General features: G+C 42.1%; 21 protein-coding genes and 1 pseudogene. 10 read left to right on the top strand and 12 right to left on the bottom strand.

The window, feature by feature from the left end; all coding sequences use genetic code 11:
• Positions 1-236 precede the first annotated feature (236 nt).
• On the bottom strand, positions 237-1502 hold the full coding sequence (locus tag HNW13_RS09735) for a divalent metal cation transporter (RefSeq protein ID WP_192115695.1): 1266 nt from the start codon (positions 1500-1502) through the stop codon (positions 237-239).
• 12 nt (positions 1503-1514) lie between these two features.
• Complete coding sequence (locus HNW13_RS09730) at positions 1515-2054, bottom strand: PH domain-containing protein (RefSeq protein WP_192115698.1); 540 nt, start codon at positions 2052-2054, stop codon at positions 1515-1517.
• A gap of 223 nt (positions 2055-2277) precedes the next feature.
• Here HNW13_RS09730 and HNW13_RS09725 point away from each other — a divergent pair, with 223 nt between their 5' ends.
• Entirely contained in the window at positions 2278-4845 is a 2568-nt protein-coding gene (locus tag HNW13_RS09725) for a TonB-dependent receptor (protein ID WP_192115701.1), read from the top strand.
• Positions 4846-4940: 95 nt separating this feature from the next.
• Positions 4941-5573: a glutathione S-transferase family protein gene (locus tag HNW13_RS09720; RefSeq protein WP_192115703.1), complete on the top strand. Its 633-nt coding sequence runs from the start codon at positions 4941-4943 to the stop codon at positions 5571-5573.
• A 62-nt stretch (positions 5574-5635) separates the two neighbouring features.
• Here the strand turns inward: HNW13_RS09720 and HNW13_RS09715 are convergent, their stop codons facing one another.
• From HNW13_RS09715 to HNW13_RS09700, 4 genes are all read right to left on the bottom strand, one after another.
• Positions 5636-6136, bottom strand: a complete 501-nt coding sequence (locus HNW13_RS09715) for a DUF4447 family protein (protein WP_192115705.1) — start codon at positions 6134-6136, stop codon at positions 5636-5638.
• 91 nt (positions 6137-6227) lie between these two features.
• On the bottom strand, positions 6228-6629 hold the full coding sequence (locus HNW13_RS09710) for an SMI1/KNR4 family protein (protein WP_011636316.1): 402 nt from the start codon (positions 6627-6629) through the stop codon (positions 6228-6230).
• Between the two features lie 175 nt (positions 6630-6804).
• Positions 6805-7584, bottom strand: a complete 780-nt coding sequence (locus HNW13_RS09705) for a GTP pyrophosphokinase (protein WP_192115707.1) — start codon at positions 7582-7584, stop codon at positions 6805-6807.
• 214 nt (positions 7585-7798) lie between these two features.
• Positions 7799-9886, bottom strand: a complete 2088-nt coding sequence (locus HNW13_RS09700; protein WP_101085903.1) for a M13-type metalloendopeptidase — start codon at positions 9884-9886, stop codon at positions 7799-7801.
• Positions 9887-10179: 293 nt separating this feature from the next.
• On the opposite strand from HNW13_RS09700, the gene rsuA reads away from it, so the two are divergent.
• Positions 10180-10869, top strand: a complete 690-nt coding sequence (rsuA, locus tag HNW13_RS09695) for a 16S rRNA pseudouridine(516) synthase RsuA (protein WP_347813083.1) — start codon at positions 10180-10182, stop codon at positions 10867-10869.
• A gap of 183 nt (positions 10870-11052) precedes the next feature.
• On the opposite strand, the gene HNW13_RS09690 is transcribed toward rsuA, so the two are convergent.
• The 3 genes from HNW13_RS09690 to HNW13_RS09680 are packed head-to-tail and all read right to left on the bottom strand — an operon-like array spanning position 11053 to position 13123.
• The gene (locus tag HNW13_RS09690; RefSeq protein ID WP_192115709.1) at positions 11053-11991 is read right to left on the bottom strand and encodes a DUF4097 family beta strand repeat-containing protein; all 939 of its coding nucleotides are present in this window, start codon (positions 11989-11991) and stop codon (positions 11053-11055) included.
• Entirely contained in the window at positions 11988-12629 is a 642-nt protein-coding gene (locus tag HNW13_RS09685; protein WP_192115711.1) for a hypothetical protein, read from the bottom strand. Before HNW13_RS09685 ends, HNW13_RS09690 begins: the two co-directional genes overlap by 4 nt.
• The gene (locus tag HNW13_RS09680) at positions 12626-13123 is read right to left on the bottom strand and encodes an RNA polymerase sigma factor (protein WP_101085899.1); all 498 of its coding nucleotides are present in this window, start codon (positions 13121-13123) and stop codon (positions 12626-12628) included. Before HNW13_RS09680 ends, HNW13_RS09685 begins: the two co-directional genes overlap by 4 nt.
• Before the next feature lie 317 nt (positions 13124-13440).
• Here HNW13_RS09680 and HNW13_RS09675 point away from each other — a divergent pair, with 317 nt between their 5' ends.
• The 3 genes and pseudogenes from HNW13_RS09675 (at position 13441) to HNW13_RS09665 (ending at position 16408) form a co-directional block, all read left to right on the top strand.
• Positions 13441-13746, top strand: a complete 306-nt coding sequence (locus HNW13_RS09675; protein WP_192115714.1) for a hypothetical protein — start codon at positions 13441-13443, stop codon at positions 13744-13746.
• 47 nt (positions 13747-13793) lie between these two features.
• Positions 13794-14827, top strand: a pseudogene (locus tag HNW13_RS09670) (IS630 family transposase).
• Between the two features lie 6 nt (positions 14828-14833).
• On the top strand, positions 14834-16408 hold the full coding sequence (locus HNW13_RS09665) for a methyl-accepting chemotaxis protein (RefSeq protein WP_243756232.1): 1575 nt from the start codon (positions 14834-14836) through the stop codon (positions 16406-16408).
• A 119-nt stretch (positions 16409-16527) separates the two neighbouring features.
• Here the strand turns inward: HNW13_RS09665 and rpiA are convergent, their stop codons facing one another.
• The 3 genes from rpiA to HNW13_RS09650 all read right to left on the bottom strand — a co-directional run bounded on the left by rpiA (position 16528) and on the right by HNW13_RS09650 (position 19428).
• Complete coding sequence (gene rpiA, locus HNW13_RS09660) at positions 16528-17187, bottom strand: ribose-5-phosphate isomerase RpiA (RefSeq protein WP_011636324.1); 660 nt, start codon at positions 17185-17187, stop codon at positions 16528-16530.
• 64 nt (positions 17188-17251) lie between these two features.
• The gene (locus HNW13_RS09655; protein WP_101085897.1) at positions 17252-18064 is read right to left on the bottom strand and encodes a mechanosensitive ion channel domain-containing protein; all 813 of its coding nucleotides are present in this window, start codon (positions 18062-18064) and stop codon (positions 17252-17254) included.
• A gap of 11 nt (positions 18065-18075) precedes the next feature.
• Positions 18076-19428: an ATP-binding protein gene (locus HNW13_RS09650; RefSeq protein ID WP_192115716.1), complete on the bottom strand. Its 1353-nt coding sequence runs from the start codon at positions 19426-19428 to the stop codon at positions 18076-18078.
• 345 nt (positions 19429-19773) lie between these two features.
• On the opposite strand from HNW13_RS09650, the gene pbpG reads away from it, so the two are divergent.
• The 4 genes from pbpG (at position 19774) to HNW13_RS09630 (ending at position 22457) form a co-directional block, all read left to right on the top strand.
• Complete coding sequence (gene pbpG / locus HNW13_RS09645) at positions 19774-20682, top strand: D-alanyl-D-alanine endopeptidase (RefSeq protein WP_192115718.1); 909 nt, start codon at positions 19774-19776, stop codon at positions 20680-20682.
• A gap of 171 nt (positions 20683-20853) precedes the next feature.
• Complete coding sequence (locus tag HNW13_RS09640) at positions 20854-21498, top strand: cupin domain-containing protein (protein ID WP_192115720.1); 645 nt, start codon at positions 20854-20856, stop codon at positions 21496-21498.
• 84 nt (positions 21499-21582) lie between these two features.
• On the top strand, positions 21583-21876 hold the full coding sequence (locus tag HNW13_RS09635; RefSeq protein WP_243756231.1) for an FMN-binding negative transcriptional regulator: 294 nt from the start codon (positions 21583-21585) through the stop codon (positions 21874-21876).
• 179 nt (positions 21877-22055) lie between these two features.
• Complete coding sequence (locus tag HNW13_RS09630; protein ID WP_243756259.1) at positions 22056-22457, top strand: FMN-binding negative transcriptional regulator; 402 nt, start codon at positions 22056-22058, stop codon at positions 22455-22457.
• Positions 22458-22459: the final 2 nt, after the last annotated feature.

Genomic DNA, 22459 nt, shown 5'->3' with positions numbered 1-22459 from the left:
TCGGTCTGCTAGTATCGCTTCGCTGCTAGGGCGGCCTTCGGTCTGCTAGTGCCGCTTCGCTGCTAGGGCGACCTTCGGTCTGCTGGTATCGCTTCGCTGCTAGGGCGACCTTTGGTCTGCTAGTATCGCTTCGCTGCTAGGGCGAGCTTCGGCCTGCTAGTGTCGCTTCGCTGTTAGGCTGTTGATTTTATAGGATCTAGCCGCGTAGCGTCCTAGCCTCTAGGCTTTTAGTGAGATTATTTTGTGAGATACCAATAAATAAACAAAATAGCGAAGCTAACTAAATACAATAAACCAATCCAAGACAATCCAACCATCACCCGGCCATAACGATGTTTTTTAGCCAAGGTGTCACTGGTCATTAAACGGAAGTTAAGCCAAGCAAAAATAACGGTAGTCATAAAGGCAAGGATCATCACAAATTCAAGCAGCGGTAATAAGGCACCTTTAAAGAATAAAATGAGTAATAAACCCAGCGCGCTGATCCCGAGCATCACCTGGGTTAAATAACTGCGTGTGGACGTGTTGTTAGACAGTAATCGCCAGCCCATATCAAGTGTGCGGCTATAACCATCAATTACCGTCACTGTGGTGCTAAAAATACATAAAAACGCGACTATCCCAATGAGATAGCGGCTTTCATTGCCCATAACTTGGCTATAGAGGGTGATCAATTGCGACGCAAATACCGCGCCAGAGTCAGAAAAACGCTCGCCACTGCCGTGCATCACTAATGCGCCTAACGCTAAAAATACAATCGCCAGTAATGCCGTGGTGACATAGCCTAGATTAAAATCAAAAATAGCCTGCTTGGCGGTTACCGTTTGAGTTTTACGTTTTTCTATTAACCATAATGAGTTCCATGTACTGACCTCTATCGGAGCAGGCATCCAACCCATCATCGCCACTAAAAAACCGACATACGCCCATTGCCAAGGAGATTCGCCAACCACTGGAGTGCCAAATCCGCTATGACGATTAAAAGCCAATGCCACGGCGACTAAGGTGGTTAACGTAAGAGCCAACATGATAATTTTGGTCATTTTATCAAGTAGTTTGTAGTGGCCGAAAATTAATAATGCTAATGAGCTGACCAATACAATTAGCGCTAATACATCAATCGATAGCGGAATAAATTGGGTTAGCATGGCCGCCGTTAACATACATACCCCCGCCGTATTGGCAATGGCGGCAATAACATTAAGCCCCGTAAACAGCATCAAATACCCGCGGCCTTGCTTTTGATAACCGTGCAATAAACTCTCATCAGTTGCTGCTGTGTAGCGAGCGCCAGCGGCGAAGAAAGGATACTTAACGATATTGACTAATAAAATGAGCCACGCCAGTTGCCAACCAAATTCGGCACCCGCTCGAGTTGAGGCGACTAAGTGAGAAGCGCCGATCGCGGCGGCGGCCATTAAGATCCCAGGTCCTGTGGCTTTAAAAAGTGTGTTAACACGAGATACCCACGGTAAGGCTGATGCAGTTTGTTGATTAAGCATGTTAAAAAAGACCTAGTTTGATTGTTTAGCGGTTAATGATTGTTCAATACGCAAAAGAGTAGCGTTCATTTGTTGTAGATTGTCGAGGATTAATGCATCGGTATTGGAGCGGGCCGATGTGTGGTCTTTCCGTTCAGTGAGTTGTGTTTTTTGTGCCAGTACTTGTGCTCTAAAATCGACTACATTTATGACGCCCGTTAAGTTAATTAACGCCCCAGCACCAGATTGCCCGGCGGTTTCTACGGTAAGTTTATGTATGCCAAACATGCGCATGATGGGGCCTTGGATAAGCGCCATATCGGTGATTTTATCCAATGGAACGGTATTTTCTGTTCGAGTAAACAACCCTTTGCGGACGATGAGTTTTTGCTCGGTTAATTCAGCACTCATGTTATTGATGTAACGCTTTGTCGCCAGTAATCCTAGGGGAAACCATAATAATAACAATGGAATACCAACAACACTTAGGCAAAAGACTAAGCCGCCAGACAATAACCAGTACAGACCTAGGTTTACATGAAAGTGGGCACTAACTAGCGTTTTGTCACTCATCTGACCTCCATATCAAAATCATTTAAATTCACTTTTTTTAAGTATTTATTCTTGTTTAAGTAGCTGGTTACATTTACATTACGGGCTTGTGTTGACTTTGTTAAGAAATGACTTAACTTAGTTGCGTAAGTATAAATCCGCACGAGTTGCGCGTCGTTATAGCTTTAACGGCAGTGTGCAACAGTCAAGGATGTAAAACAATAAATTAACGTTAAGGATGATCATGAAAAAAACTAACCTACTGCGTAGTGCTTGCGCTATCGCTATATCGCTGTCCCTTGCCCCTATCGCATTCGTTTCTCAAGCAGCCGAAGCCGGTGCTGAATCAAAAGTTGAACGAATTGAAGTGACCGGTTCTCGTATCAAACGAACTGATATTGAAGGACCTTCGCCAGTACAATCGTTAAATAAAGACGATATCGCCAATATGGGTTTCGATAACCTACAACAATTGCTTGAGCGTATGCCTGCAAACGGTTCTGGTGCATTTTCTACTCGTGGAAACAGCCAAGACTCTACCGCTAACGGTGGTGCATCAATCAGTTTACGTGGCTTAGGGCCAGATGCCACTTTGGTACTTATCAATGGTCGCCGAGTGGGATCGAGTGCCTTTGCTGAAGGGATTTCGAATTCATTTGTTGATATCAACAATATCCCAGTATCAGCGATTGAGCGCATTGATATTCTTAAAGACGGTGCTTCAGCCATTTATGGTTCTGATGCTATCGCTGGTGTGGTTAACATCATATTAAGAAAAGATATCGAAGGGCTTGAAATTAACCTAGGTTATGGTGATGACAGCGGTACGGGTTATGACGAAACCACAGCCAGCTTAGTGTGGGGCGTAAAAGCCGACAAAGGCAGTGCGTCAATTATTCTTGATTACTTTACCAATGGCACGTTGTCAGCAAGCGATATGGGTCGTTTTGGCACCGCTAACCAATCACCTTACGGCGGTGAAGATTACCGTTCATCACGAGGCTTTCCAGGGTATTTTTATGTTAATGGTGTGAAAACTATCGATCCTGATTGCCCCGCTGAGAATGCCACAGCAAGTGGCAGCTGTTTATTTGACTACGGTCCATATAACTTAACCATTCCTACCTCTGAGCGTGTTGGTGCTATTGGCCAATTTGATTACATGCTAGGTGAAGATTTAACCGCATTTTTAGAGTTATCTGTACAACATAACACTTCTGAAGCGGGTGGTGCACCAACGCCATTAGATGAAGATGCTGGTTTAACCGTGCCTGGTTCTCATCCTAACAACCCATTTGGACAAGACATTGATATCGGCCGTTACCGTACGGTTGATGCTGGCGCTCGTCGTTGGGATATCGAATCAGATACTATGCGTATTGTTGCCGGTCTTCGCGGTGTAATAAACGATTGGGACTGGGAAGTATCAGCGCAACGTGGTCGCAGTGAATCAACTCAAACAGGCGACCGTTCACAAGGTTGGGTAAGAACTGATTACTTACAAGCCGAAATTGATGCGGGTAATTACAATCCTTTTGGCGGCACGATTAACTCAGCAGATGTAATTGATCGCATCACTACTAGCCTAGTAAGACAAGGTAAGTCGAGCATCACAGCTTATGATGCGAGTATTTCGGGCCATGCGTTTACTATCGCCGACCGCGATATCATGATGGCTGCAGGTGCAGAGTATCGCGAAGAAAGCGTCAGTGACGTGCCAGATGAGCAGTTCCAGCGCGGTCTGATTTTTGGTACTGAAGCGGTGTCTGCATTTGGTTCACGTGATCAACATGCTGCCTATGTAGAATTATCAATTCCTATTGCAGATAACTTTGAACTGCAGTTAGCGGGTCGTTATGACAGCTACAGTGACTTTGGTTCAACCACTAACCCTAAAATTGCCTTCCAATGGGGCATTAGTGACGAGATAACTGCACGTGGTTCTTGGTCAACTGGTTTCCGTGCACCATCGTTAGCGCAAATAGGCTTAGGCCCATCTGAAAAAAGTGACTTTTTAATTGATAGCTATCGTTGTGAAGCTGATAACGTAGATTGTGAGTTATTGGATTACAACTTTATATTTGCCGGTAACCCTAACCTTAAAGCAGAAGAGTCAGAAACCTGGAATGTGGGCATGATTTGGGCTCCAAGTCAGCAGTTTGATATTGGTGTCGATATGTACAATATCCTCCAAGATCACAAGATTGATTCACTGCAAAACCAGGTTCTTTATGATGAAAATTGTAATGATCAAAACAGTACGGTCTGTTTGCGAAATGCACCGCAAGCAGGTCAGACATTTGGTCCGCTTGATGTGATTAAATCTGGATTCGTCAATATTGGTTCACAAGAAGTTCAAGGTGTGGATTTATCAACTCATTATGGTCTTGAATTAAACCGCTATGGTGACGTTAAGTTTGGTCTAGAGTACAGTTACTTAATCAGCTTTGAAAAAGAAATTGATGGCGAGATCATTGATTACACTGGTGAGTATGAGTATCCACAACACCGCTGGTTAGCTACAACTAACTGGAACATGGATGACTTTGCCGCTAACGTTAACTTAAGTTACATCGGCGAGTTTGAAGATTTCAACGAAACCCGTACCGTTGATGCACAGTTGTTAGTTGATATGTCTGGTTCATATCGTTTCAATGACACGGTTAAGCTATCTGTAGGTGTTAATAACGTGTTTGATGAAGAGCCATCATTTGCGATTGGTGATGGTGATGCAGACCTATATGGTTACGCAATGGGTGTACATAACCCATTAGGCCGTTATATTTATACTAAAGTCACAATGAAGTTCTAATGACAACGTCATAAGATAACAACAGCCACATTCACTTAAGGTGCAATGTGGCTTTTTTTATTCTCATCAACCTCATCATACAAAATGGAGCCAAAATGATTACGTTATACGGAACCCAAAAAAGTCGTGCGCTACGCGTATCTTGGCTTTTAGAAGAGTTAGGTATTGCATGGCAGTTTTATGCTATCGATTTTGCTAATGGTGAACATAAAGGTGACGCATTTTTAGCCCTTAACCCTAGTGGCAAAATGCCAGTACTCACAGAGGGTGATTTTGTGTTAAGCGAATCTGCGGCCATTATGCGTTATTTAGCGGAAAAGTACGGCCAAGGTAAATGGTTGCCAAAACCGGGTACTCAAGAGTCTGCTATCCATGAACGCTGGATGAGCTTTGTCATTAGTGAGCTTGAACAACCGATTTGGAGTATTGCAAAGCATCGTTTTGCGTTGCCAAAAGAACTGCGTGTAGACACTATGTTTACTGTAGCTAAATGGGAGTTTGATCAGGCGACAGCTATTGCTGAAACTTGGATACCGGAGTCTGGGTTTGTATGTGGCTGCGAGCCAATGGTCGCCGATATACTATTAAGCCAAACATTAGGATGGGCTTTGGGATTCAAGCAAGACATTCCGCCAAAGTTGTCAGCGTATCGTGATAGGCTAAAGCAACGTCCTGCTTTGGCTGCTGCGCTCGCCAAAACAGTAGCACTTGCCGATGTCGCTAAATAACCGTTATTAAAAAGGAAGCCCGAAGCTTCCTTTTAGTGATTGACTGTCAAAATGGAGGTTTTTTATAACTGAGTAGCAGCCCATTTTGCACGGCTTTCTCGGCTTTCGCTCATGCCGTTATCAGCACGATAAGCTTTATAGGCTTCGGCATCGAGCGCGACTAAGCTTACATCCACTTCAAGTACGAGTTTACATTCTTTTTTAATACGCCAAGCTGCGGCATTGTACAATTCAGTTAATGGTAAAGTGCTTAAAAATTCTGGATTGTATTGGGTATATAGCGCTTGAGTCGGATACACCACAAAGGCTAACCGACGCTTAGGCTCTTTTTTAAATAGCTCTTCAATACCGTCAGAGGTGTTGAGCACTTGCATTTCGATAATCTCATCGATTTCTAGTAACTTTTTTTGAGCCGGAATCGGTGCTTCTTTCTCGCCAGATTCCCATGCCATCACGTCTTCATTACTGGCTTTAGTGATGCTAGCAACCTGTTCAGTTGTTAGGCCTAAAGACTGACGTAAACATTGAATTTCAATTGCATTTAAACCGGTATTTTTCGACATGATCGTTCTCATTGTTAGTGATAATTTGTTTGATAACCGTTTATTATCTCGCGTTGGGTTAGTTAACTCCAACCGAGGCTAATAAATAAGATTATCGATTAAGCCATACGTCTTCGGCCCAATGCCAAAATGATTCCCATACTTTGTCGCTAAATCGGCCTTTTTTCCAAAACAACACTTGGCTTTCTTCATCAATACAATAAAAGCTATCACCGATTTGGCAAATGGCAATTTGTTCGCGAGGTAATCCAATAGACCAAGCATAACAAGCCACTTCAGGTAAGTAGGTATGTGAAGATGGATCGGCAGCGGTAACAGGTTCAAGCGTGCCATAAATAACATCGCTGCCATACAGTAAGAATTCTTTTAGATCGTTGGGTAAACCAATTAAGATCTGTTCTTCAACTTCTACAAGTTGCTCAAAAGTTGGCAATTCTAACGGCACCGGTACGGTTTCGCTTAATTCTTGTAGTTGTTCAATAATGTCATTCATCGCATTGTCCAGCAGATCGTTTTGTAATGGGCGCGAGTATAGCAGAAGTGATTGTTGCGGATCTTGTTTGGCAAAAAAAAAGCGCTCATATGAGCGCTAAAAGGGTGGAAACTTACTGTGATTAGAAAAACGTTAGGGGTTGTGAGTTATTCATAATAAGGATAGTTATCAGTATTTATGCTACTTGTTGTTGTGAACTATATAAACTTTGACGTTTATAGCTTAACCACGCTTTATGATACTGCTTGTGCGAGTCTTGACGAAGCTTGGCTATCATGGCTTGCTCAATGTCATTTAAGTGTCTAGATGTGGCTTTCGCCTGAGACTCTATCTGTTGGATTTGCTCATAAACATGATGTTCAGGGCCACTTTTTATGTCGGCAATATCATTTAAATGAAATTGTACTTCAACCACCATTTGGCTAACGGGTAATTTCACTAATACATTTAAATCACGATAACCTGACATTTTAGGATGAGAAAAACGATTTTTTAATTGCACAATTTCGGTGTATTGGCTCAACTGTTGGTAACTTGATAGCAAGCTTTTTACGTCATAGGCCACCACACTTGCCCGTGCTATGTCGGTTAGTTGGCTGGCATCGCCATTAAATTTAGTTTGCACTTTTTGAGCTGCACGCTGATAACTTTTGGTAGCAGGAAGAATGGTTTTGGTATTACTTGATTGATCAATGAAGTGGAGTAGGTCAATCAGTTCTTGCTGCGCCGCCGGTGCCCGTGACATCAGAGCATGCAAGTTATCACTATCTTGTGTCACCAAGTCGCTGTTGTGATCATAAAGCGCCATTAGCTGCTCAATATCATTAGATGATTTTTGGCTGAAGTCAGATGGCTGAGCTAGCTTGGTGTATTTAAGCTCGTTAGGCTGGGCAATAGCACCACGTGTAGACAGTAAAATTAAGAATATAAAGAAGGTACGAAACAACTTATTCATTGAATAGCTCCAGCAAAAATGTCTGTTAATCCAATGTACCGCTTTTTGGCTGAATAGGGGCTGAATGAACAAGGTTTAATGATATATATTAACGTGGCTTTGTGTTGTATTTGTTTTTATTATCAATTGGTTAGTTTTTTTATAAAAAAAGGGCATCTTTCGATGCCCTTTTTTGTGTGTAAATGTGACCTAAGTCAGTCATTCGTCTTGGTGATTACCAAATTTTTACGCGACTAGCAGGCTCAATGTACATTTTGTCGCCTTCTTTCACGTCATAAGTGCTGTAGAACTCAGGCATGTTAGATAACGCACCTAATGCACGGAAATGACCAGGTGAATGCGGATCAGTTGCTACGCGGTTACGCATGGCTTCTTCTTTCATCTTCACACGCCAAATTTGAGTGAAGCCCATGAAGAAACGTTGATCGCCTGTTAAGCCGTCAATAACTGGTGCTTCTTTACCGTCAAGTGACATTTTGTAAGCTTTATAGGCGATAGTCACACCTGATAAGTCACCAATGTTCTCGCCTAATGTTAAGCTGCCATTCACGTGTAGGTCGTCAAACACTTGATAACCATTGTACTGAGCGATTAATGCATTGCCTTTTGACTCGAATGCTTTTAAGTCAGCTTCGGTCCACCAGTCACGCATGTTACCTTCGCCATCAAATTTAGCACCTTGGTCATCAAAGCCATGGCCCATTTCGTGGCCAATAACAGCACCAATACCACCATAGTTAACCGCATCATCAGCTTCTAAGTTGAAGAAAGGCGGTTGTAAAATCGCAGCAGGGAACACGATTTCGTTCATGGTTGGGTTGTAGTAAGCGTTTACGGTTTGTGGCGTCATGTGCCACTCGTCTTTGTCAATTGGTTGGCCTAACTTAGCAAGACTTTTGTTATGCTCAACAATCGCTGCACGCTTGGCGTTACCGACTAAATCATCTGCTTTAATGGTTAGTTTGCTGTAGTCATCCCATTTGTTCGGGTAACCAATTTTAGGATTAAACTTAGCCAATTTATCTTTTGCAGCAACTTTAGTATCAGCACTCATCCAATCTAATGAATCAATGCTTGAACTATAAGCGCCACGTAGGTTTTCAACTAACTGTTCCATGCGGGTTTTAGCTTCTGGTGCAAAGTGACGTTTCACATACACTTTACCCACTACTTCGCCTAGCGTGTCACTCACAGTGCTCACGCCACGCTTCCAACGAGGTTCTTGTTCTTCTTGACCATTAAGCGTCTTAGAGAAAAACTCAAAGTTTTCGTTATCTAATGCTTCAGATAAATTGCTGGCATTATGAGTTAATGCCATCCAAGTCATGTAGTTTTTCCAAGTATCAAGGTCGTTATTTTTAAGCACCTCGTTTAAGCCTTGGATATAACTTGGTTGGTTGATAATGATATCTGTTTGCTTGTCGCCGCCAAGCGCCGCTAAATAACCATCCCAGTTAATTTCTGAAGCCAATTCTGGCAAATTCTTAACTTGGTATAGGTTGTATGTTTTAGTACTGTCGCGCGTTTCAACAACGTCCCAATGCTTTTCTGCAATTTGAGTTTCAAGTGCAAGAATGGCTTCAGCGTTGGCTTTTGCATTTGGTAAGCCAGCAAGGTTGTACATTTTCTCAATGTGTTCAACGTAGGCTTTACGGATGTTGACGAAGCGTTCTTCTTGATTAAAGTAGTAATCTTTCTCTGGCAGGCTTAAACCATATTGCCAAATGTGTGTGGCATAACGGCTTGAATCTTTAGCATCAATTTCAACATAGAATGCTAGCGGTGTACCGCCACCGTTTGCTTGGTTTTCACCAAAAAATGCGGTTAATTCTTTTTTATCTTTCAGGGCTGCAATTTTATCCAAATCAGCTTGGATTGGTGCAATACCTAATTTATCAAGCGTTTCAACATCCATGAATGAGCGATATAAATCAGCCACTTTCTGTTCATCTGTGCCATCGGCTAGATTTGGCGTCGCGCTTAAATCTTCAATAATGGCTTTAACGTCATCACGTGCATTTTCACGTAAGTCGTAAAATGCGCCAATGTTGGTACGGTCGCTAGGGATTTCTGCATTTTTCATCCATGCGCCGTTAACATACATATAAAAATCGTCTTGTGGGCGCACTGACTTGTCGATGTTGTCAAACGTGATGCCAGACGTAAGTGCTTTTTCTACTGCAGCAGCAGTAGCTGTTTTTGCGACATCTGCAGCAGGCGTAACGACTGCCTTGTCATCACTACAAGCACTCAAGCCTGCAATTAATGAGGCGCATAGACCGCCAATAACCAATTTTCTCATGTTGTTTCCTTTGCTTGATGTAAAAAGCCCTTCAATGGGGCATTGCGATCAGTGTCGCTTAATTCAGTAATAACCCCTTTATCCAAAGGGAAAAGCTATTACTTTTTATTGTGAATTGTATGTTAAGGCCTTATCCGCCTATAAAACAAGCCGCAAGGAGGCCTTTTTAGCGTGTTTTTTGTGAGGATGTGTAACCAAAAATTACCTTAGCGGTGAAAAATGTCGGTGATTGATTTCTATTTAAGCGTGTAAGCAGCATAATAGCGTCAATATTTTTAGATTGAGTAATCATTGTGCGTTTAGACAAATTTATCTGTGAAAGTACCGAACTGACTCGGTCATTGGCCAAGAGAGCCTTGCATCGTGGTGACGTTACCTGTGATGGTGTTGTGGTCAAAAACTCAGGTTTTAAAGTACTACCACAAATGGCGGTGCATTTAGACGGCATATTAATTAGCGTGATTGGCGAGCGTTACATCATGTTAAACAAACCGGTAGACACCATTTGTTCAACCATCGATGAAGAATATCCATCCGTATTGAGTTTGATTGATATTGAGAAAATGGACACTTTGCACATTGCTGGTCGATTAGATGTCGACACCACAGGCTTAGTGTTAATTACCAGCGATGGTCAGTGGTCGCATAAAATCACTTCGCCAAAGAAAGATTGTGGCAAACGCTATTTGGTTGAATTAGCCGAGCCTATTGATGACAGTTTAATCCAGGTATTTGCCGATGGTGTTGAGCTGCGTAATGAAGATGAGCTGACCAAGCCTGCTTTGCTCGATATTATTGATCCAACCCATGTGCGATTGACGATTAGCGAAGGTAAGTACCATCAAGTTAAGCGTATGTTTGCCGCGGTGGGTAATAGAGTTGTTAATTTACACCGTGAAGCGGTAGGTGATATCGAGTTAAACACGGACTTAGCCGCAGGTGAATGGCGCTTTTTAACCGATGCTGAAATGAAATCTGTGTAGTCATTATTTGAATATATAAAAGTGCCCGGTTGTCACCATATAATGATTACCGGGCATTTTTTTATCTGCTCATTGCAAATCAATTTCTACTCAATACAAAATCACTTTTTCAATACAGAATCAATTGCGAGCAAAGCGCTCTTTTATAAGCATCGCTTACCCCGAGCTAATGTTATTTTACACTTATTGAGTCAGGCTAATTTTGCCACTAATGGTATTGATGTTGACTTGACCTGTGCCAGCTTGAGTTTTGAACTGCAACGTTTTGGCTGGTGAGTACTTTTGTTTTAGCGGTTTATCATCGGTTAATTGATTGTCGATTTTTCCACCAGGGCCGCCATCAATCATAAAACTGATGTTAGGCATAGCAGCAAACGTTAGTGCCATATCTCCACTTATGGTTTCGAGTTGAGCTTTGTTTAAATCGGCCCCTAAGGTTAATTGTGCATCGCCACTGATGGTAACAATATTCAACTCAGTGACTTGGTTAACGATTGCGGTTATGTCACCAGACACTTGGTCGACAGACAAATGTGTAAAAGCGCTTTGGCTTTTTAGTTCGCCACTGACTAAGCGCAGCTCAGCCTCGCCTTGGCTATTGCTATCAGTGATATCGCCCGATACTGTTTCGAGGTTAATTTTTCCTGCTAGCTCAGAGGTATTAATATTGCCTGACACCGTGGTGAGTTTAGTATTGCCACTAAGTTGTTGGGCGTTAATGTTGCCGCTGACTAACGCTAACGATATTTGGCCATTTAGCTGTGATAATTGATAACTGGCTGATACTCCCTCGGCATCTAAACCTAGCTGTTTAGGCAGGTAAATGGTCAGTTGTGACCCTTGTTTATTACTGCCCTGATAACTGCGGGGTAATTTATCTTCTACAATAACGCTATTGCCTTTAACCTCAAATATTAAGCCTTGGCTTAACTCATCAAGTTCACCTTTAATCTGAATGCTATTTTTATCCCAACTGACTAGCTCAACGTTACCCCGTTGTATTTTCATGCTGACCGAAGGGTTATCTGTGACCGTTAATTGTTGGTCAACGGCTTCTTTGCCCATTGAGATAAAACTGATACCGATTAACGGCACGATTAACACGTATTTAAGAATGCTCATATTGTATTTCCTTGTGGTGTCTGTTTAGACGTAAATGGGAGCTTTTGGCCTTGCTGCAATAGGGTTATTTGACGTTGCATGATCCAGCGCCATAATTGCCACATTTTTTGATTAGTCGGTTGTTGTTTCAATGCTGCTTGTACTTGTTTTGAGGCGGTATCCAGCTCGGCTAATGCTTGGCTAATATCGCTCTGTATCTGTTGTGGAGCATCAGTTGATGATAATTGCCAACTCACGGTGTATTGGTTTTGATTAAAAACATCCAGTTGGGTCTGATGAGTCATGGCTATTTGATCGACTAGCTCAGCTAATGTTGTCTCAGCTAATGTTGCCTGGGTGTGGGTTGGTGATGTTACTAGGCTTACCTCAGTATTCAATGTCGACCCTGGGGCGGTTGAGGTTATTGTGGCAGTTTGCGGCAGCAATGAATTACCCTCTGGGCGTTGCCAAAGCAGGATGGTCAGCATACAAAAAACTGCAACGCTAGCGGCGATAAGCCAAGGGCGAACCAGATGTTTTTTTTGCTGAGATTGAGGTGGTAACTTAGCTGCAATCGCTGGCCACAAATCGGTTGTAGGTTGCATCTCTAGCGGCAATGACTTGATTAGGCTATCGAGGTCTTGCGGTGACGGGTTCATGCAAGCATCTCCTGTAAAAATTGTTTAGCATTATGGTACTGCGCTTTACTCGTGCCCTCGGCAATGTTGAGTAGGGCAGCAATTTCTTTATGTTGATAACCTTCAATCGCACACAGTACAAATACCATACGAGTCCGTTGAGGTAATTTGGCAATACACTTATCTAATTGGTGATATTCATCAAAGGCAACCGTGGGTATGTCCTGCGGCTCAAGTTGCTCTGTCGGTATAAAGCGTCGCCACCACGATTGTTGTACCTTTAGTTCGTTAATCGCTTGGCGGACGCACAAGCGATGCAACCAGGTGGTAAATTGGCTGTCGCCTCTGAATTGGTCCAATTTATGCCATAAGCGTATAAAACAAACTTGGGTCATATCATCAGCAAGTTGAGCTTGGCCACTCAATCTAAAGCAAATGGCGTAAACCCGCTTATGATGGCGCCGATAGAGTTGCTGGAATGCCTGTTTGCAACCAGTAACCGCTATTGCGACCAACTGGCTGTCGTCAAGTGCCGCTAAGTGGCTTAATTGCTCGTTTTTTGACTGATTAATAGTGGCATCCTTAATGTCACAACATATCCAATATGATGGTGTAGTTATTTGACAGCCTCAAGTCGGCAAAAGGTTTATATGAGTGATTATAAATAATCACTTATTTTTAAAAGAGTTTAGCTTTACTTATGTTTGCCGATAACTAGATGTTATACTTTCGTTGCAGGAATGATCTAAAAATAACTACAAAACAACTATAAAATAACAATAACAATAACAATAACAATAACGTTAAATCTTACTTTGGGGTGGTAGAAAATATGCTTATTCGTTCGAAACTTATTTTAAGTTCGCTCATTTCAATCTCCTCAGTACTCGCGATGTTCGGGTTACAAAATTATTCTGAATCAGTCCTGTTGGAATTATCAACCGCATCGAGCAGTATTGTTGAAATTGAAAAAAAAGTGCTTGAATTACGTACTGAAGAAAAGGATTTCCTCCATCGTAACGACACTGTTTATATTGAAAAATTCAAACATAGCATGAATGATATTTTGGCTTATATGGCTGAAGTACGTGTCGCGCTAGAGCATCAAGATATGAATGTTGATGCTCTATACCCGTGATCATTGAAAATGCTTGATTTTGTCCCAAATGGGATCATCATAGCCCCATGAAACAAATTACACTCTCGCCAGAACAAAAAGTAGCATTGGAAACTCGACATAAAAGCTCGAGTGATAGGCGTGAGTGTGATCGCATTAAAGCCATTTTACTACGCGATGAAAATTGGCCAACGCCAATGATTGCCCAAGCGTTACGTATTCACGAAACGACCGTAGTTCGATACATTGATGCCTATGCTCACGACCAAAAACTCACGTGTAATAGTGGCGGCTCCTTAAGTTATCTGAGTCAAGAGCAAACTGAACTATTGATTGCACACCTGTGTGAGGTGACCTACTTGCATAGCCATCAAATAGTCGCTTATATCTCAGAACAATTTCAGATTAAGTACACAGTGTCAGGCCTCAATAAATGGCTGCATAAACATCAGTTCAGCTATAAAAACCCTAAAGGGGTTCCTCACAAATTTGATGAAGACAAACAAACGGCTTTCATTGAATATTATGAGCAACTAAAATCCTCGTTAACCCCTGATGAACCGTTATTATTTATGGATGCGGTTCATCCGACCCAAGCCACAAAAATCACCGCAGGCTGGATAAAAAAAGGCGTTGATAAACCGATAGAAACGACGGGAAGCCGAACCCGTATTAACGTGGTTGGTGCAATCCGACTTGGTCACTTAACAGAAGCGGTCATTGAGCAATATAGCAAAACGGTTAACGGTGCATCCATCATCGATTTTTTAAACCAAATTAGAGCGCGTTACTCAACAAGTGGTGTTATCCATTTGGTGCTTGATGGCGCTGGATACCATCGAAATGCCTTAGTAGTTAAAGAGGCTAAAAATCTGAATATAACATTGCATTACCTGCCGCCTTATAGTCCAAATTTAAACCCAATAGAACGATTGTGGAAGGTAATGAATAAGCATGCGAGGAATGGGGGCAATACTTCGCAACGACAAAAGAATTCCGACGAAAAATCACTGACTTTTTTAGCATCACCCTCCCCGATATTGCCGATACACTCGGTGATACAATTAATGATAACTTTCAGAAATTAAAACCTGCAGTTTGAATTCACTTGAGTATAGATGATTTTGAAAACAACCTCAATGATTATAAAACGATATTCCATGAGCTCATCGCGCTAAAAGTTGAGATAGGGCTAACTCCCGAGTCAGGTTTATATGGCGATTTGCGTTTGGCAGTTAAAAAAGTCGAAACTGTGCTGAGTGGCAATGCCGATGATGCCCTGCTGGTGGCTATGCTTCAGCTGCGTCGCAGTGAGAAAGACTTTATGCTCCGTCGTGATCCTAAATATGTACAAGCTTTTGATGATGGAATTGGCCGTTTTTTAGCTCAAGTACAACAGTCTACTTTGTCCTTCTCTGACAAAGAGCAATTGAGCGCAGATATTAAAGATTATCGAGTGAATTTTAACAATTTAGTCAATAAAGAAGTGCTATTTGGTCTGTCGGACGAAGACGGTAAAATGGCCGAGTTGCGGGATAAAATTCATCAAACCGATAATGATACCGTTACCCTGCGAGAGGAAACCTTGGCCGAAATTGAACATGGTAAAAATCAGGCTTTTATTATTGGCTTAAGCATATTTTTGTTAATCGCTGCAGTACTGTGTATTTTCACCTATTTAATTATTCGTAGTATTATTAAGCCGGTGCAAGATATTACCTATGTAATTTCTTCAATTGAAAAAAGTAAAGACTTATCAATGCGTTGTGATGATTCTGGTAATGATGAATTATCGAAAATCGCCTATCACTTCAACCAAATGGTCATGACTTTTCAAGAATTGATCCAACAAGTGAACGAGTCGGTTACCGTAATGAATGAGTCGTGCCAAGAGCTGTCTCGAAATGCTATGACAGCTTCAGAAGGCGTGTTACGTCAGCTTAATGAAACCGACATGGTCGCTACAGCCGTTACCGAAATGGGGGCTACCATTGACGAAATTGCCAAGAATACTGAATTGGCGGCCAGTAAAGCCAGCCAAACTCATGAGAATGCTCAATCTGGTCAACAGGGCGTAGAACTCACCGTTCAAAAAATCACCTTGCTAGCGAAGCAATTAGCCGATTCAGCCGCTGTAGTTACCGAACTTGAGCGAGACAGTGTCACTATTGGCAGTGTGCTTGATGTGATTAGAGGCATTGCTGATCAAACAAACTTATTGGCATTAAACGCGGCGATTGAAGCAGCAAGAGCAGGTGAACAAGGTCGTGGTTTTGCGGTTGTTGCCGATGAGGTGCGCACGCTAGCCTTGCGAACACAAACGTCGACTCAAGAAATCTCCAGCATCATTTCAACCTTACAAGCGCGAACTCATTCTATTGTTAACCTTATGCACGAAAGCCAACAACAAGGGCGGGAGAGTGCTGAACAAGCCGCCATCGCGGGTGATGTTTTACGAACCATTACCAATGACGTGACCAATATTATGGACATGAGTACTCAAATTGCAGCGGCAATTGAAGAGCAAAGCATGGTTGCCGCAGAAGTGGGTAAAAACGTGGTGGTTATCCGTGATATTGCTGATGAATCATCGCAAGCAGCGGAAGAGAATGCCGCGGCTTCTGAAGATGTGAGAGTACGAGCCAAAGCACTGCATGAAGCGGTAAGCCAGTTCACAGTGTAATTCGTTGTCATTGCAGAACAGGTACTAAAACAGATAAAAAAATGGCCTAGCAGTAATGCTAGGCCATTTTTTTGTGCTGTTGCTAAACATTCAAGTTAATCAAGCGAATGGTTTAGTTTTTACAGTGTGATGGTGTTAACGCCATCAGGGGTGCCTACTAGTAGTACATCGGCACCGCGGTTAGCAAATAAACCGTTAGTCACTACACCGACAATGGCGTTGATTTTAGTTTCCATCACTTTAGGGTCTAAAATTTTCATATTGTAGACATCTAAAATAACGTTGCCGTTATCGGTTATTACGCCTTGACGGTAAACGGGGTCGCCACCTAATTTTACCAACTCACGCGCCACATAAGATCGTGCCATCGGGATGACTTCAACAGGCAACGGAAACTCACCTAAAATGGGCACTTGTTTGGTATTATCTACAATACAAATAAACCGTTTAGCTACCGCCGCGACAATCTTCTCGCGCGTTAATGCAGCTCCGCCACCTTTAATCATATCCATGCGGTCGTTAATCTCATCCGCGCCATCAACATAGACATCAATCAAATCAACACTGTTTAAATCAAATACTTCAATTCCGAGTTCGATGAGTTTTTTCGTTGATGCTTCAGAGCTTGATACCGCACCTTCGATGTCATCTTTCATGGTGGCAAGTGCATCAATGAAGTGATTGACTGTAGAGCCTGTACCTACACCGACGATGGTGTCTTTTTTGACATACTGCAGCGCTGCCCAACCTGCCGCTTTCTTCATTTCATCTTGAGTCATAGCAAATTCTCCATTTTAACAATCAAAAAGTGTTATCTAACAATTGAGTCGATTATAGCGTAAATTACTGAAATACCGTTTGTTGTACATCATAAAATTGGGCATTTTTAAATGCGCTTAATACCCTGATATTGATGTCACTGATAAACTTTTTCTCTAATCTTACGTCCATCACATACGCTTTGACTGTGATGGTTTGTAAAAACTGGCCAAAGTCGTGCTCGTTACCTAAGTTGACAATAATGGGCTTATTTAAAAAGGTATATGGTGAGCATTGCGTTGCTTCTCTGGCCAGCGCGATGGCTTTGTTGTGATCGGCATTCATTGGAATGGTAAAACTCACTACCACCATTTCATCTAAAGCGCCGCTATTTGCATTGGATACTGCAGTTTTTAACGCCTCAGCATTAGGCACCATCACGGTATTATCATCAAAGGTACGCAGCCAAGTTACGCTCCATTCCAGTTTAATGACTTCACCATAATGTCCGGATAACGTTACCATATCACCAACGCGATAAGGCGGGTTGATCATAATAATAAACCCAGCAATCATGTTTTTGGCTGGTTCTTGGGTCGCTAAACCCACCACAATACTGATTGAACCTACCACTGCGAGGATTAAGTTCTCATGTGGATCGATAATGCCAACGATCGAATAAACAATCACACTCAGCCACACAAATAAACGCACAAAAGGGTATGACCGATTCCAAATTAAGCGGTATTTAGGCAAGGCTTTATTCAGTTGATTTAAGCAAAATTGGATCAGTACCAATAACAGCCACGCCATTAGACACAGCAGTAAAATACTGATTATTCGGTCAAACGAAATGATCTCTAAAAATGCTTGTAATGCTTTACGGGAATCTTCCATAGTCGCCTCGTTTAATTAAACAACTTATTGTGATTCACCAAATGGCTGGCGACAATTTTACTTAATGTTGGCGTAATAAAGTAGAAATGCTCGGCAAAATCTTGTTGTGAATATTGCGCAATAATGAGTCCTTGGCGAGCTAAATATTCTAACTGCAAGCTGCTTTGTTCAATCGTAATGACAAAAATATGTGCATGCTGACTCACTCGTAAGCCACCATGAACATAAATCTCTGCTAATGAAAATAGGTCATTGTCTTGGCATTGTTGCAATACAGATGAGTTAATGCGGCAAATATCAATGCCATTATTTGAACGACTATTTGAGCTATTATCCGAACCGATATCGACTTGGTGCGCGAGAGAATACTGTAGCAACAATGATGCTAATTTGGGGTGCCCTTGGCTGATAGTGTACAGCTGTTTTAGCTGGTCTTTATAAGGATTTACAATATCCGCTTGATTATTATTGGTTTGATCAGCTTGCTGTGCAGTGCTTTTTTTGGTGTTTTTATCGGCTGCAGTAGCGGTTTCTTTGGTCATCACGTCGTTACTGATTAACCCTAAATCAAGCAGATGCTTTGTTTGTATTGTGGCTAATTCGGTTTCACTGAAATAATCGAGCTGAAAAACATGCTTAATAAAGTGATGAATTTGGTACTGTGCACTTAATCGTTGCCATGCAAATATTTCACAGCTTATGATCCAACAATGATGTTTACGCGTTTCCATCACGATAGTTGCAAAGGTTACCAAGGCTTGATTATTTCCCATCACTCTCAACATCAGCTTGTGCATATCATCTATCATAATTAACTGTGGTGGTTGCTGGTTGATGGCGGCAATCGTTTCGGTGATGGTGTTTGGTGGCGTAATACCAAAACAATAACAAACAGTGGCTATCGCGTCATTTGCGCCTAATGGCGCTTGATAAAAACTCATCAATAGCCACTTGGACGGCAACGGTTTTACGTCAGGCATCGGTGCTTTTTTAGTGTCTTCGGCGATAATGGTTTGCAGTAAAGGCGGCAGTTGGCCTAAAAAAGATGATCCTCCAGCTCCAGCAGGCGAGACAATGGCACTGATTTCGCCGTGATGATGACGCCATTGGTTTATCACATCGGTAATTTGCTTGAGTTGTTTTTCTCGGCCAACGAAATCATCACTGGCATAAAGTGACTGATATAGCATCACCTGAGTAATTGGACCCCGACGAGCTTGAAGCGGATATTGGTTGGCGATAGTCTTGAGCGACATCTGCCCTTGTTGCGCTTCATCAGCCTCTGTTTTTAGGGTAGCTTTAGAGGTCAATAAGCTATTGAGCCATGGGTTTAATCGACTAAAAAAACGCAAGTTAATGTCCATCTATACTCTCTTTTTAAACGACTTATTCAATCTTAACATGAAGACAACAAAAAGCGTTATCTGTGCTGAAGCTCATCTTCTTGTGCCCTTTATTCAATAACAAAGACCTCACTAATCGATTGCCAACACTATGACTAAAATAGCTCGCTTGGCGAATGCAGGGTTATCGTTTAGCTGTTTATCACTTAGCTTGAGCCGGATTGAGATGAGTCATTGCGAATGCTTTTGACTCAACTGCGCCAAATTCACTAAAAACTTACTAATAGTGATTATTTATCTATTGTCGGTCTAATCCTTTATCGTATACTCAGTGGACTTATTAGGTTTATTTTTCAAGTGATGTTAATGAAACTTCGTTTCTTTTTTGCCTGCGCTTTATTATGTTCAACTTCGTTGAGCAGCCCAATGTCATTTGCAGCACAAGTTGTGCAAATCAAACCTCAACAAGAGTTAGCCTCCGGTAGTGCTATGTTGGTCGACTTAGCCACCAATGAAGTTTTATATTCAAGTAATCCAAATCAACCTGTGCCTATTGCGTCAGTTACCAAGTTAATGGCTGCCATGGTGACATTGGATGCCAAGCTTCCATTAGATGAAAAAATCTCAGTAAAAATTACTGACTCACCTGTGATGCGCAATATTTATTCACGAGTGCGTTTAGGCAGCGTGGTGACTCGTGAAACCATGTTGTTATTAACATTAATGTCGTCAGAAAATCGTGCCGCGACCTCACTTGCACATAATTATCCAGGTGGATTTAAGGCTTTTGTGCGTGCAATGAACGACAAAGCGACCGCACTGGGCATGAGCCAAACCCGTTATGTTGAACCAACAGGCTTGTCACCTGACAATGTATCTAGCGCTAACGATCTCATATTATTGCTTAAAGCCAGTCAAACGTATCCGTTATTAGGTAAGCTGAGCTCGACCACTAAAAAGCACGTTAACTTTGAATCACCACGTTATGCCTTAGATTTTCAAAACACCAATAAACTGGTATTTAAAAACAATTGGAATATTGCATTAACCAAAACGGGCTTTACCAATAAAGCGGGCCATTGTTTAGTGATGTTAACTGAAATGAACAAGCGTAAAGTGGCATTTGTGGTACTGGACTCATTTGGTAAATACACCCACATGGCAGATGCCAACCGATTAAAGAACTGGCTAGAAACCGGACGTACAACACCGATCCCTGCATCGGCTAAAGCCTATAAAAAACAACGTCAAGCGATTCTGAATAACAGTATTTAATCGCTGAATGACCACAATTAACGCCCATTCACTTTGTTGAATGGGCTTTTTTTTATCAATTTACTTTTGATGTTGGCTTATTCACATCCATAGGTACCATAAAGTACCTGCTGTTTTATCGATTGTTAAAGCCTTACACTAGTGGCAATTAAACGGTTGTAAGGTAGCAATATGTTAAACATGGATCTTAGCCAACGAGTGGTGATAAACACAGCCGATCTTGAATGGCAAAATAGCCCCGCAGCGGGCGTATTACGTAAACGCCTAGCGCGCGAAGAGGCTGAGCGTGGCCATGCGACCAGCATTGTAAACTATCAAGCTGGTGCTAAATTTAACTCACACCCTCATCCGTTAGGCGAAGAGATTTTAGTGCTCGACGGGGTGTTTTCTGATGAAACCGCTGACTATCCTGCAGGCACGTATTTGCGTAATCCTGAAGGTTTTGTCCATGCGCCATTTAGCGTAGAAGGTTGTACGTTGTTGGTTAAGCTGCACCAGTTTCAACCTACAGACTCACAACAAGTGGCCATTAATACCAATGAGACAGAATGGTTGCCGGGTCATGGTCAGTTGCAGGTTATGCCGCTACACCAACATGGTACTGAGTCGACTGCATTAGTTAAGTGGCCTGCGGGGACACATTTTCAACCACACCGTCATTTTGGCGGCGAAGAAATCTATGTCATTAGCGGAGAGTTTATCGATGAACTGGGTCGCTATCCTGCAGGTACGTGGATCCGTAGTCCGCATTTAAGTCAGCATAATCCGTATGTGGAGCAAGACACGGTGATTTTGGTCAAAGTAGGCCATTTGTAATAATCGCTACAAACCCATAAAACGATGGCATTTATTCGTCAGATTCACTATAAAGACTTTATAGACTATTTTAGTAAAGAGTGAATGATGCAAGTGCCTGATAAGTGGGATATGGGATCTAGAGAGTTAATACATCTGTTTATCAACCAATATGGTTTTGCGACTGTTGTGTCTATTGATTTAGAGGGCTCGCACTTACCGTTATTACTCATTGCCTCAGAGGGCGAAAATGGTACCCTGTATGGCCATTTTGCTCGTAGTAATCCGCATTGGAAAAGTGTTGCGGGTACTAGAGTCCTTTGTATTTTCAATGGTCCTCACGCTGATACCAACTCCAACAATTATTTGGCCATTCAGCGGGAATTCAGCACTCTATAGGCAAGTAATAAGATTGCAGGCATAGTTGTTCTACGTCAAAATTTTATTAAGTAGCATAGAGAGTGCTGAAACCCGCCCTGCGGGAGGCTCTCAGGCTTTCCACTTTTTTGTTGCATTGTTTTATAAGGGAACGACCATTCTTTCAACAATGCGCCGCAAACTGAAAAACCTGAGCGACTCTGAAATGTCACATAATTGTTGGAATTGGTATTATCTCACCCACTTGGTATGACTCCTATCCAGCTGTTCCGACTTGGAATTACAGCGTAGTACATGCAAAAGGCATTATTGAATTAACTGATGATGCGACCACCGCACAAGTACTCAAATCTACCATTCAACAATATGAACCTTCATTACTACAAAGTGGTGGCTTTATTGCCGATGATTACCAACAAAAACTAGCCAAGGGCATTGTTGGTTTTAAGATTGTCATCGATGAGTTACAAGGTAAGCAAAAATTAGGGCAGCACCGTAACCAAAGTGATCAACAAGGTGTGGTTCAAGGATTATCGCTGTCAAATAGAGCCGATGAAAAACAGCTATTAGCTTATATACCCGTGATCATTGAAAATGCTTGATT

Source organism: Shewanella sp. BF02_Schw (genome assembly GCF_014596695.2).
Taxonomy (GTDB): Bacteria; Pseudomonadota; Gammaproteobacteria; order Enterobacterales; family Shewanellaceae; genus Shewanella.
This window is presented reverse-complemented; position numbering and strand designations above follow the sequence as displayed.